Annotated in this window: 12 protein-coding genes; 4 read left to right on the top strand and 8 right to left on the bottom strand. The window is 74.4% G+C overall.

Annotated elements, in window-relative coordinates; genetic code table 11:
* Window positions 1-58: 58 nt before the first annotated feature.
* The 7 genes from ACIOFR_RS32660 to ACIOFR_RS32690 all read right to left on the bottom strand — a co-directional run bounded on the left by ACIOFR_RS32660 (window position 59) and on the right by ACIOFR_RS32690 (window position 6,781).
* On the bottom strand, window positions 59-886 hold the full coding sequence (locus tag ACIOFR_RS32660) for a PhzF family phenazine biosynthesis protein (protein ID WP_401002862.1): 828 nt from the start codon (window positions 884-886) through the stop codon (window positions 59-61).
* A 44-nt stretch (window positions 887-930) separates the two neighbouring features.
* On the bottom strand, window positions 931-1,467 hold the full coding sequence (locus ACIOFR_RS32665; protein ID WP_401002863.1) for an HAD domain-containing protein: 537 nt from the start codon (window positions 1,465-1,467) through the stop codon (window positions 931-933).
* 90 nt (window positions 1,468-1,557) lie between these two features.
* Entirely contained in the window at window positions 1,558-2,892 is a 1,335-nt protein-coding gene (locus tag ACIOFR_RS32670; protein WP_401002864.1) for an MFS transporter, read from the bottom strand.
* 62 nt (window positions 2,893-2,954) lie between these two features.
* Window positions 2,955-3,647: a dienelactone hydrolase family protein gene (locus ACIOFR_RS32675; protein ID WP_401002865.1), complete on the bottom strand. Its 693-nt coding sequence runs from the start codon at window positions 3,645-3,647 to the stop codon at window positions 2,955-2,957.
* Window positions 3,648-3,835: 188 nt separating this feature from the next.
* Window positions 3,836-5,197 (bottom strand): sugar porter family MFS transporter, encoded by a 1,362-nt coding sequence (locus ACIOFR_RS32680; protein WP_401002866.1) that lies wholly within the window; start codon window positions 5,195-5,197, stop codon window positions 3,836-3,838.
* A gap of 271 nt (window positions 5,198-5,468) precedes the next feature.
* Window positions 5,469-6,110, bottom strand: a complete 642-nt coding sequence (locus ACIOFR_RS32685) for an FMN-binding negative transcriptional regulator (protein WP_401002867.1) — start codon at window positions 6,108-6,110, stop codon at window positions 5,469-5,471.
* A complete protein-coding gene (locus ACIOFR_RS32690) occupies window positions 6,104-6,781 on the bottom strand; it encodes a pyridoxamine 5'-phosphate oxidase family protein (RefSeq protein WP_401002868.1) in 678 nt (225 codons plus the stop codon). Before ACIOFR_RS32690 ends, ACIOFR_RS32685 begins: the two co-directional genes overlap by 7 nt.
* A 25-nt stretch (window positions 6,782-6,806) precedes the next feature.
* Here ACIOFR_RS32690 and ACIOFR_RS32695 point away from each other — a divergent pair, with 25 nt between their 5' ends.
* Complete coding sequence (locus tag ACIOFR_RS32695) at window positions 6,807-8,168, top strand: aminotransferase class I/II-fold pyridoxal phosphate-dependent enzyme (RefSeq protein WP_401002869.1); 1,362 nt, start codon at window positions 6,807-6,809, stop codon at window positions 8,166-8,168.
* A 150-nt stretch (window positions 8,169-8,318) separates the two neighbouring features.
* Window positions 8,319-9,494 (top strand): GDSL-type esterase/lipase family protein, encoded by a 1,176-nt coding sequence (locus tag ACIOFR_RS32700; RefSeq protein WP_401002870.1) that lies wholly within the window; start codon window positions 8,319-8,321, stop codon window positions 9,492-9,494.
* 99 nt (window positions 9,495-9,593) lie between these two features.
* On the opposite strand, the gene ACIOFR_RS32705 is transcribed toward ACIOFR_RS32700, so the two are convergent.
* Entirely contained in the window at window positions 9,594-10,952 is a 1,359-nt protein-coding gene (locus ACIOFR_RS32705; protein WP_401002871.1) for an NAD(P)/FAD-dependent oxidoreductase, read from the bottom strand.
* Window positions 10,953-11,077: 125 nt separating this feature from the next.
* Between ACIOFR_RS32705 and ACIOFR_RS32710 the strand changes: the two genes are divergently transcribed.
* Entirely contained in the window at window positions 11,078-11,833 is a 756-nt protein-coding gene (locus ACIOFR_RS32710) for a HipA family kinase (RefSeq protein ID WP_401002872.1), read from the top strand.
* Window positions 11,833-12,264: a DUF3037 domain-containing protein gene (locus ACIOFR_RS32715; protein ID WP_401002873.1), complete on the top strand. Its 432-nt coding sequence runs from the start codon at window positions 11,833-11,835 to the stop codon at window positions 12,262-12,264. Before ACIOFR_RS32710 ends, ACIOFR_RS32715 begins: the two co-directional genes overlap by 1 nt.
* Window positions 12,265-12,348 lie beyond the last annotated feature (84 nt).

Raw genomic sequence — 12,348 nt, forward strand, 5'->3', positions numbered from 1 at the left:
CCGGCGGGCAGCCGGTCGTCGGCCGGTCCGTCGGCGGGTGCGGCGGCCGGGCGGGGGCTCAGACCTGCGGCAGGGTCCGGAGGGTGCCGTCCAGGACGGTGACGGCCCGCCCGGCCAGCAGCACCCGGTCGCCGGTGACCTCGCAGCGGACCAGCCCGCCGCGCACCGACGCCTGGTAGCCCGTCACCTTGGTCCGGCCGAGGCGCTCGGCCCAGTACGGCGCGAGCGCGGTGTGGGCGCTGCCGGTCACCGGGTCCTCGGTGATCCCGACCGCCGGCGCGAAGAACCGCGACACGAAGTCGTACCCGGCGGCCGGGTCGTCCGCCGGGGCGGTGGCCAGGACCCCGCGCACCGGCAGCCGGGTCAGGGCGCCGAAGTCCGGTGCCAGGGCGCGCACGGCGTGCTCGTCGGGGAGCAGGACGAGGTAGTCGGCCAGCGCGCCGGTCTCGTACGCGGCGAGCACGGGCCGGCCGAGGGCCTCCTCGACCCCGGGCAGGGTGTCGACCGGCAGGTGGGGGTTGGCCGGGAAGTCCAGGGTGATGGTGCCGTCCGCCTCGGCGAGGGCCCGCAGCAGGCCGCCGCGGGTGTCGAAACGGACCCAGCCCTCGCCGAGCAGCCCGTCGCCCTGGAGGGCGTGGACGGTGGCCAGGGTACCGTGCCCGCACAGGTTGACCTCCTCGACCGGGGTGAACCAGCGCAGCCCCCAGTCGGCCTCGCCGCCGGCGAGCAGCGGGACGGCGAACGCGGTCTCGGAGAGGTTCATCTCGGCGGCGATCCGGCGCATCTGCTCGGGGTGCGGCCAGTGCGGCCCGTCGAGCAGGCAGACGGCGGCGGGGTTGCCGCTGAACGGGCGGTCGGTGAAGGCGTCGATGATCCGGATTCGCATACGGCGAAATCTATCCCTGACCGGGCGTTTCCCGACAATGCCAATCAGTGACGGGTGGACTGGTCGCGGTTCAGGGCCCGCAGACGGGACGCCATCGGCGGCCGGGTCAGCAGCCGGTCCACGTGCCGGCGTTGCAGCCCCTGGCCGGCCTCGATCCGCAGCAGCACCCGGTCGCGCCTGAGGAAGGTCCGGCGCAGCAGGCTGGACGGGATGACGTCGTCGATCCAGGCGAACGGCCGGCCCTCGGCGTACCGCACGATCGGTGCCCACTTGCGGGCGGAGAACACGTCCAGCACCGGCACCTTCGGGTCGTCGGGCTGCGGCACGTACCCGGTGAACCGCACCACGGGCAGCTGCTCCAGGCCGAGCAGCGGCGACAGGTGGAGGTTGGCGTGCTCCTCCCAGGTGGTGGCCCAGACCAGCTGGTACGCGGCGGCGAGCTCGCGCAGCCATGCGCCGTGCACGCCGGAGACGAGCACCGTGTGGCCGAGCAGGTGGTGGCGGTCGAACCCGGTGTCCGGGTACGGGCACTCGGGGTTGAGCACGCCGTCGACGTCGACGAAGAGCAGCGGACGGTGCACGGGCTTCCCCCCGGGGAGTTGGTCGGTATCCACTCGGACGACCGGGCGGCCCGGCCCGGTTGCCCGGCCGGCCGCCCGGGCCCCGTCGCTTCAGGCGACCGGCTCCCCGGCGGTGGCCGGCGCGGCAACGGGCGGAGGGGCAACGGGCGGAGGGGCAACGGGCGGTGCGGCGGCGTGCGGGGCGGTGGCGGCCGGTGCGACGGGCGCCCGGCGCAGCCCGCGGACCTCCGGGAGGACCAGGACGGCGGCGGCGAGTGCGAGCGTCACCAGGGCGCAGGTCCACAGGGCGTCGTCCAGACCCAGGGCGTCGGCGGCGGGCCCGGCCAGCGCGGTGCCGACCGGGGCGAGGGCGAGCGAGCCCAGGTGGTCGTAGGCGCAGATCCGGGAGAACATCGCGGGCGGGATCTCCTGCTGGAGGGCCAGCATCCAGTTGACGCCGAAGACCGTCACCCCGGCGCCGCTGACGAACATGGCGCAGGCCAGGACGGGCAGCGGCGCGTGCAGTGCGAGGCCGAGGGCCGGGAGTGCGAACAGGAACACCCCGTGGTTGCCGGCCAGCAGGATCCGGCTCGGCCGCCAACGGGTCATCAGCACCCCGCCGGCCAGCATCCCGATGCCGAACCCGGACAGCGCCAGGCCCCAGTCCCGGGCGCCGCCCATCCGCTGCTCGGCCGCGACCGCGCCGTAGACCGAGTCCACCGCGTTGATGCAGGCCATCACCACGGAGAACTGCAGCACCACTCCCCAGAGCCATCGGCGGGAGGCGAACTCCCGCCAGCCGGAGCGCAGTTCGCCCAGCATGCCGCCGCCGGACGGTCCCCGGTCACCGGGGGCGGCGCGGAGCAGCAGCCGCAGGCCGGCGGCGACCGCGAAGCCGGCCGCGTCCAGGGCCAGCACCCAGCCGGGCCCGGCCGCGGCGGTCAGCGCCCCGCCGAGGGCGGCTCCGCCGATCTGGGAGCCGTTGAGCGCCATCCGGTAGACCGAGAACGCCTTGCCCGCGTGCGCCGGCTCGACCGCCTCCATGATCATTCCCTCGGCGGCGGGGGCGTAGAACGCCTGGCCGACGCCGCCGGCCGCGGAGAGCAGCAGCAGCGCCCAGAGCGGGACCGAACCGGCGAGCACCAGGGCGGCGAGGAGGCCTTGCGCGAGGGCGTTGAACAGGTTGGCCGCGGCCATCACCCGCTGTCGCGGGATCCTGTCCGCCAGGGCGCCGCCGACCAGCAGGAACGCCACCAGCGGGACCAGCCGGGCCGCGGAGACCCAGCCGACCTCGGCGACGGTGCCGCCGCCCTCCAGGACGGCGAAGGCGGTGGCGATCGGCGCGCCGGCGTTGCCGAGCCCGCTGACCACCGTGGCCGCCGTCTGGATCCGGTAGTCACGGCCCGCCCAGGCGAAGCGGCGGGCGGGGGTTCGGTCGCTGCGCATCGCACGATGATGCGGGGACGGACCGTCCCGCGTCCATCGGATTCGGCGGCCCCGGCGGCCGCTCAGCCGAGGTGCCCCCAGAGGAAGGTGAGGGTGCGCTGCCAGGCGATCCGGGCCTGGAGCGCGTCGTAGGTGCCGCGCGGGTTCTCGTCGTTCATGAAGGCGTGGCCGGCCGGGTAGAAGTGGATCTCCGGACGCCGGTCGGTCGCCTCGCCGATCCGGATCGCCGCCTCGTCCACGGCGGCCGGCGGGTAGGAGCGGTCCTGCTCGGCGTAGTGCCCGAGCACGTGCGCGGTGAGGCCGCGGTAGTCGAAGCCGTCGTCGTCGGGCAGGCCGTAGAACGGCACCACGGCCGCCACCCGGTCACCCTCCCGGGCAGCCAGGACCAGGGCCAGACCGCCGCCCATGCAGAGGCCGACCACGCCGATGGCGTCGCCGACCACCCCGGGGTGGTCCAGCAGGAAGTCGACCGCGCCGCGCAGCTCCCGGGCGGCCCGTTCGGCCGGCAGCTCGGCCTTCATCCGGGCGGCCTCCTCGCGGTCGTGCGCCACCGCGCCGCCGTACAGGTCGGGCGCGAGGGCGACGAAGCCCGCCTCGGCGAAGCGGTCGACCAGGTCGGCGATGTGGCTGGTCAGGCCCCACCACTCCTGGACCACCAGGACGGCGGGGCCCACCCCCTGGGAGGGCAGGGCCAGATAGCCGTGCGCCGGACCCCCGTTGCCGGGGAAGGTGACGTTCTGCCGGGAACTGCCCATGGCCTCTCCGTCGGGTGGGCCGCGTGGCGCGGCGGGCGCGGGCGGCGGCTACGGCCCGCGGGAGCATGCTACTGACGCCCGGTCCCGGTGTCCGGTGATCCGGTCCGGCCGGGTGACGCGACGTCAGCCGGGGACGCCGGCCAGGGACGTCGGCCGGGGGCGTAGGTCGGGGACGTCGGCCGGAGGCGTCAGCCCATCTCCTCCAGGGCCTTGCCCTTGGTCTCCTTGATGCAGAAGGCCACGAACGGGATGGACAGCAGGGCGAACACGGCGTAGATGACGTACGTCGCGGACAGGTTCCAGTCGGCGAGGTCCGGGAAGGTGACGGTGATCGCCCAGTTGGCGAGCCACTGCGCAGAGGCGGCCACCGACAGGGCGAGTGCGCGGATCTTGTTCGGGAACATCTCGCCGAGCAGCACCCAGACCACCACGCCCCAGGAGAACGCGAAGCAGAAGACGAAGACGTGTGCGGCGATCAGTGCCACCGTGGCGTACGTGTCGTCCAGGGTGGCGTTGTCGCCGGTGCCCTCGCGGAACGAGAACGCCCACGCGGCGGTGCCGAGCGCGAGCGCCATGCCGACCGAGCCCGCCAGGGCCAGCGGCTTGCGGCCGATCCGGTCGACCAGGGCCATCGCGACCACGGTGCCGACCACGTTGACGATCGAGGTGGAGAGGCTGATCAGCAGTGAGTTGCTCTCGTTGATGCCCACCGACTGCCACAGGAAGGAGGAGTAGTAGAAGATCACGTTGATGCCGACGAACTGCTGGAAGACCGAGGCCCCGATGCCGACCCAGACGATCGGCAGCAGACCCAGCCGGCCGCCGGTGAGGTCCCGCGCCCGCGGCTTGTTCTCGGTGTGCAGCACCGCGCGGATCTCGGCCACCCGGGCGTCCAGGTCGATCTGCTCGCCCTCCACGTCGCGCAGGACCGCGCGGGCCTGCTCCTCCTGGTGGTTGGCGATCAGGAAGCGGGGCGACTCCGGGATGGCGAGCGCCATCCCGCCGTACACCAGCGCCGGAATCGTCTCCACGCCGAGCATCCACTGCCAGGCCTGGACACCGCCCAGGTGGTTGGTGGAGTCGCCGCCGGCCGCCTGGTTGAGCGCGTAGTTGGCCAGCTGGGAGACGGTGATGCCGAGCACGATCGCCATCTGCTGGAAGGAGGCCAGCCGGCCCCGGTAGGCGGTGGGCGAGACCTCGGCGATGTACGTCGGGGCGATCACCGAGGCGATGCCGATCGCGACGCCGCCGACCACCCGCCACAGGCCCAGCACCTGGATGCTGGGCGGGAACATCGAACCGACGCCGCTGATCGCGAACAGCGTCGCGGCCAGCAGCATGGTCCGCACCCGGCCGAACTGGTCGGCCAGCCGGCCGGCCACCACGGCGCCGCCCGCGGAACCGAGCAGCGCGATGGCCACCACGAACGCCGTCTCGCCGTTGCCGACGCCGAAGTGCTTCTGGATGCCCGTCACCGCGCCGTTGATCACGGCGCTGTCGTAGCCGAAGAGGAAGCCGCCCATCGCGGCCGCGGCCGAGATGAACACCACGTGGCCGAGATGGGCCTCGCCGGACTTCTGGGGTGCGGAGGAGGAGGTGGACAGGGCGGGCTCCCGGGTCCGGCGGCCCGTCTGCTCGGCCGAGTGAACGGAATCCTTCCCATTCCAGCAGCCGGGCGCCGGGATCGCGCGCCGGGAGGCTGACGGTGCGACAGGTCGCCGCCCGCTGCCACCCGATCGGCCGAGGCCGACGGCCCGTCAGCAGCCGGCCTGCCCTGGCCTGCCCCGGCCCGGCCCGCTTAGCCCGCGAGCCGTCGCCCCGTCAGCCGTCGGCCGGGCAGCCGCCGGTGCGCAGCGCGTTGCGCCGCAGCAGCTGGGCCCGGGCGCCGCCGTCCAGCCCCCGGCCGCGCTCGGCGAGCCGGTCGGCGAGGGCGGCCTGCTGCTCGACGGGCTTCTTGTCGTCGTACTTGAACTTCGCCCGGACCTCGTGGACCGTCAGGCGCAGCCCGCGCAGGCCCGACAGCAGGGGGCCGTACGGCTCCCGGCCCGGCGTCACCCGGAGGCCGGGGGTCTCCGGCTGGAAGTGCGCCAGCTGGCGGTCGAGGATCGCGGCCTTGCCGGCCGCGTCGTCGACGATCTCGGCGGAGCAGGAGAACTGGACGGAGGCGTAGAAGCTGGTCGGCGTCCCGGGTTCGCCGCGCCAGTGGCCGGGGACGAAGGCGTAGTCGTCGGTGACCGACAGGGTGACCCGGGGGTCGGCCCGGACGGCCGCCCAGAGCGGGTTGGGGGTGGCGAGGTGGAGCAGGATCTCGCCGCGGTCGGCGTCCAGGACGAAGTGGGTCGGCACCAGGACCGGCCCGTGCCCGGCCGGGCCGTTGGCGGCGAGCAGGCCGAAGTCCCGGCCGGCGGCGAGCCAGGCCCGCCACTCGGCCTCGCCGCCGCGGTCCCAGCCGCGGATCAGCACGCCGCACCGCCGGCCCGGACCAGGTCGCTGACGTGGGCGGGGAGCGGCACGGTGCTGGAGGCGTGCGGCTCGGGGGTGCCGTAGCCGCTGGTGAGGGGGACGACGCCGGACCAGTAGGGGAGGTCGGTGTCGGCCTCGTCGTCGTCCGCGTCGTCCGCCCGGGTCTTGGCGGACACCTCGTCGAGGTCGAGCCGGATCACGGCAGTGGCGGCGAGCTCCTTGGCGTTGGCCGGCCGGACGGCGCGGGAGCGGCCCGGGACGGCGTGGTCCACCAGGGCGTCCAGCGCGAGGGACAGCTCCTCGGGGTCGGTCACCTGGTGGGCGGTGCCGTGGGCCACCACCGAACGGAAGTTGACGGAGTGGTTGAACGCGGACTTGGTCAGGACCAGGGCGTCCACCAGCGTCACCGTGAGGCAGACCGGCAGGCCCTGGTCGGCCCCGGCGGCGCGCAGCGGACGGCTGCCGGTCGAACCGTGGACGTAGAGGCGGTCCCCGACCCGGGCGTAGATGGTGGGCAGCACGACGGGGGTGCCGTCCGGCGCGACGAAGCCGAGGTGGCAGACCCAGGCGCTGTCCAGCACGTTCTGGATGGCCTCCTTCTCCCAGGTGGCGCGGTCCTTGTAGCGGGTGGGGGTGGTCCGGGGCGTCCGTGCGTAGGCCGTGTCCGACATGACAACCTCTATGTACTAGTGCATAATGGCGTTTGTGCTAGGAGAATATCGGGTCCAGGGCAGGCGTGCCAGCGAGATCGCCGCCGACGTCGAACGGGCGGTCGGCAGCGGCGCCCTGCCGCCGGGCACCGCCCTCCCGCCGCTGCGCGACCTGGCGGCCGAGCTGGGCGTCAACCCCAACACCGTGGCCGCCGCCTACCGGCTGCTGCGCGACCGGGGCGTGATCGAGACCGCCGGCCGCAAGGGCAGCCGGGTCCGCGCCCGCCCGGTGAACGCCCCGCGCGACCGGATCCGGATCCCCGTGCCGCCCGGCGCCCGGGACCTGGCCGACGGCAACCCGGACCCTGCCCTGCTGCCCCCGCTCGGCCCGGCACTGGCGGTGGCCGCCGCCGCGGCCGAGCGGCGGCCCACGCTCTACGGTGACCCGATCGCCGACCCCGGGCTGCTGGCCCTGGCCGCGGCCGCCTACCGCGAGGACGGCGCCCCGCCCGGCGCGCTCGCCGTCTGCTCCGGTTCGCTGGACGCGATCGGACGGGTACTGGCCGCCCGGCTGCGCCCCGGCGACCTGGTCGCCGTCGAGGACCCGGGCTGGGGCAGCGTGTTCGACCTGCTGCCCGCGCTCGGCCTGAAGGTGCTGCCGACGGCCCTGGACGACCAGGGGCCGCTGCCCGGCGCGCTGGCGGACGCGCTGGCCGCGGGCGCACGGGCGCTGATCGTCACCAGTCGCGCCCAGAACCCCACCGGGGCGGTGGTCACCGCCGCCCGCGCCGCCGAGCTGCGGGCCGTCCTGGCCGGGCACCCCGACGTGCTGCTGATCGAGGACGACCACGGCCACGGCATGGTCGACCAGCCGTTCCACTCGCTCGCCGCGGCCCCCGGCGGCGACCCGGTGGTCGGCCACCGGGCGCTGATCCGCTCGGCGGCCAAGGCACTCGCCCCGGACCTGCGGGTGTCGGTGCTGCTCGGGGACCAGGACACCGTCGACCGGGTGCTGGGCCGCCAGCGGCTCGACACCGGCTGGGTGAGCCTGCTGCTCCAGCGCACCGTCGCCGAGCTCTGGCGGGCCGGCGGCGCGCCGCCGGAGGTCGTCGCCGCGGGCTACCGCGCCCGGCGCGAGGGGCTGTTGCGGGCGCTGGCTGCGCGCGGCATCCGGGCGCACGGCGAGAGCGGGCTGAACGTCTGGGTGCCGGTGCCCGACGAGTCCGCGGTGACCGCCGCCCTGGTGCAGCGCGGCTGGGTGCCCGCGCCCGGGGCCCGCTACCGGCTGCAGTCCCCGCCCGGGATCCGGCTCACCGTCTCGACGTTGGCTCCCGCCGAGGCCACCGCGCTCGCGGACGACCTGGCGGAGATCCTGGCGGGCCGTGACGGGGGCTCGCGACTGATCTGAACCGACCGGTAACTCTCTGAAATACCTGTGTCGGATACCTAGCGGTAACAAGCGCGCTCATGTCACATTCATCGCGCCACCGGCCGGCGGCCCACCCTCACCCGTGCCTCGCGACCCCACCTTCGCGAGGCCGTTCGCAGGAGTTTCGCCGTGCCCAAGAGCCGACGCACAACCCCACGCACTCCGCGCACCCGTGCGCTGCTGGCCGCAGCAGCGCTCGTCCTGCCCCTGCTGACCGCCCTGGCCGCCCCCGCGGGTGCCGCCGAGGCGGCGGCCCTGCCCACCGCCAGCGTGTCGATGGGCGACAGCTACATCTCCGGCGAGGCCGGACGCTGGCAGGGCAACAGCCTGACCACCTCCGGCAGTCGCAGCGGCACCGACCGGGCCTACAGCGGCGGCGGGTACGACCCGTCCCGGGTGTACGGCGCCACCTACGCGAGCGGGTGCGACCGCTCCGACGTCGCCGAGATCCGCAGCGCCGCCACGATCAGCCAGAACCAGATCAACCTGGCCTGCTCGGGCGCGGTCACCACGAACGTGTTCCGCGCCGCCAACGGCGGTCAGTCCTACAAGGGCGAGGCCCCGCAGGCCGACCAACTGGCCGTCGTCGCCCGGCAGTACAACGTCAAGCTGATCACCCTGTCGATCGGCGGCAACGACCTCGGCTTCGCCGACGTGATCTCCAGCTGCGTCCAGGACTACCTGATCTGGTACTCCTACTGCCACGACGACCAGCAGGGCACCGTGGACGCGGCGATGGCCGGTGCGATGGCCGGCGTCGGCAAGTCCGTCGACGAGATCCGGGCGGTCATGAGCGCGGCCGGCTACGCCGCCGGCAGCTACCGGATCGTGCTGCAGTCGTACCCGTCGCCGCTCCCGCGCAGCAGCGAGAACCGCTACCCGGAGAGCGGGTGGAGCAGGGCCAACACCGGCGGCTGCCCGTTCTGGGACCAGGACGCCGACTGGGCCCGGGACAGCCTGGTGCCGCAGATCTCCTCCGGCCTGGCCGGGGTGGCCGCCGCCAAGGGTGTGCAGTTCCTCGACCTGCGCGACCTGCTGCAGGGCCGTGAGATCTGCTCGAAGTCGACCAAGCTGGCCACGTCCTCCAGCGCGCCGTCCGCGACCACCAGCGAGTGGGCCCGCTGGCTGGACATGGGCACCTCGACCCAGGGCACCCTCCAGGAGTCGTTCCACCCGAACTACTACGCGCAGCTCGCCCTCGGCCGCTGCCTGACCCTGCTCAACGCCCAGCCGAGCGGCAACTGGTCCTGCCGCAACACCGCCGGGAAGGACACCACCGGGGTGTACCTGGCCGCCCGGAGCTGACCCCCGACCCTGCTGTCGCGGCCGGTCCGCGAACGCCGGCGCCGCCGCCCCCGACGGGACGGCGGCGCCGGTGCGGCGGGCCCGGACCGGGCCCCGGGCTCAGCCCTTGGCCAGCAGGGCCTGGGCGTGCTCGCGGACCTGGTCCTTCGTCAGGTAGGCGTCGGTGTACTCGAAGTCACGCAGCCGGGCGGGCTGGCGGGCCAGGAACCCGGTGCGGACGAAGTCGTCGCCGGCGGTCGCGTTCAGCAGCCAGTTGGCGCCGGCCCGGAACTTGGCCACATTGGTCCGCATCGCCATCAGGTGGTAGCCGCGGGCCACCAACTGGGCCGGTACGCCGTGGAGTTCGATACCGACCGGCTTGGACACCGCGTCCTTGCCGCCGAGGTCCACCACCAGGCCGAGGTCGCGGTGGTAGTAGGGCTCCAGCGGCTGGTTGCGCAGCGCCGCCACCAGGTTGTCGGCGCAGGCCCTGCCCTGGCGGGCGGAGTGCTGGGCGGTGGGCGGGCAGACCGCGCCGTCCCCCTTCGCGAGGTCCGGGACGGCGGCCGCGTCGCCGAGCGCGAAGACGCCCTCGAACTGCGGCACCCGCATCTCGGCGGTCACCGCGATCCGGCCGCGGACGGTCTCCGCGTCCAGGGTGCCGATCAGCGGGCTGGCCGCGACCCCGGCCGTCCAGATCAGCGTCCGGCACGGCAGCACCCGGCCGTCGGTGAACTTGACCGTCTCGGCGCCCACCTCGGCGACCGAGACGCCCAGCGAGACCTCGATGCCGCGCTCGCGCAGGATCTGCAGCGCGGTGACGCCCAGCTTGTCGCCGAGCTCGGGCATCAGCTTCGGTGCGATGTCGATCAGGTGCCACTTGATCAGCCGCGGGTCCAGTCGCGGGTAGCGGCGGCTGGCGGCGGTGGTCAGGCGCTGCAGGCAGGCGGCGGTCTCGGTGCCCGCGTACCCGCCGCCGACCACCACGAACTGCAGCCGCGACTCGCGCTCACGCTCGTCCCGGGTGGCGGAGGCCAGGTCGAGCTGGGCGATGACGTGGTCGCGGACGTAGGTCGCCTCGGCGAGCGTCTTCATGCCGCGGGCGTAGTCCGTCAGGCCGGGGATGTCGAAGGTGCGGGTCACGCTGCCCGGCGCCAGGACCAGGTAGTCGTAGCGCTCCGCGGTGACCTCGTCCGTGATCTTGCGGACCACGCAGACCTTCGAGCGCGGATCCACCCCGATCGCGCCGCCCGGGACGATGTGGGTGCGGCGCAGGGATCGGCGCAGTGAGACGGCCACCGACTGCGGGGTCAGCACACCGGCCGCGACGTGCGGGAGCAGCGGCAGGTAGAGCTGGTAGCTGAACGGTGCGATCAGCGAGATCTCCGCCTCGGAGGGGGAGAGCTTGCGTTCCAGTCGGCGTGCGCACTCCAGGCCGGCGAAGCCGCCGCCCGCGATCAGGATCCGAGGTCGCTCCATCGTCCATCCCTTGTGTGCCGGTTCATGCCGTATCAGGACAGTTGTCCGCAACCCTTGCACGGACCGTGCCGCGCTGCCACCGCAGGCGCGCCCGGCAGCGGGCTGACGATCGGTAGGCTGGCCGGATGCTCTCCGAGGTGACGGCGGTCCGCTATGCGACGCCACTGCGTGAAGGCGGCTCGATGCCCGGCCTGGTCGAGGCCGACGACCGCCGGCTGTACGTGCTGAAGTGGGTCGGCGCCGCGCAGGGCCGCAAGGCGCTGGTCGCCGAGGTGCTGGCCGGGGAGCTGGGCCGGCGGCTCGGGCTGCCGGTGCCGGAGCTGGTCCGGATCGACCTGGACCCGGTGCTCGCACGCAGCGAGCCCGAACAGCAGATCCAGGAACAGATGAGGGCCAGCGGCGGCGTCAACCTGGGGATGGCCTTCGTCAGCGGCGCGCTCAACTTCGATCCGCTCTGCTTCGACGTGGACGCCGCGCTGGCCGGGCGGGTGCTCTGGTTCGACGCGCTGATCGGCAACGTCGACCGCTCCTGGCGCAACCCCAACCTGCTGGTCGCCGCCGGCGGCCTGCGGCTGATCGACCACGGCGCGAGCCTCATCTTCCACCACCACTGGGCGGGCGCCGCCGGCTGGGTCGGCAGGCCGTACGACGCCTCGGACCACGCCCTGCTCGGCGCCGCGCCCGACCTCGGGTCCGCCGACGCCGAGCTCGCGCCGCTCGCCGCCGGGGCGCTGGCCGACGCGGTCGACGCGATCCCCGACGAGTGGCTGGCCGAGGAGCCCGGCTTCGCCGGCCCGCAGGCCGTACGGGAGGCCTACCTCGACCAGCTCACGGCCCGGCTGGCGGGCCCGCGCGACTGGCTGCCGGAGGTGAAGGGCTGATGGAGGCACTGACCGGACGCGCTGCGACGGACCGGGAGGGGAGCCGGGCCGTGGAGCGGCACGACTACGAGTACGCGGTGCTGCGCGCCGTGCCGCGGGTCGAGCGCGGGGAGTTCGTGAACATCGGCGTCCTGCTCCACTGCCGCCGGACCGACTTCCTCGGCGCCAGGACCCACCTCGACCAGGGGCGGCTGCTGGCCCTGGACCCGGTCGCCGACGTGGCCGGGGTGCGGCGCGCGCTGCACGGGATCGAGGCGGTCTGCGCGGGCGGTCCGGCCGCCGGGCCCGCGGCCGCGGACGGCCCCGGCCGCCGGTTCCGCTGGCTGACGGCGCCGCGCAGCGCCGTGGTGCAGCCCGGGCCGGTGCACACCGGCCTGACGGCCGACCCGGAGGGCGAGCTGCGGCACCTGTTCGAGCTGCTGGTGCTGTGACACCCGCCGCGGCGTCCGGTGCCACCGGCACTTGCCGCGGTCAAAGCTGGAGCAGGTGAACCTTTTCGGCGTAACCTGGCCGAC

The organism is Kitasatospora sp. NPDC088346 (assembly GCF_044740765.1).
Classification (GTDB): domain Bacteria; phylum Actinomycetota; class Actinomycetes; order Streptomycetales; family Streptomycetaceae; genus Kitasatospora.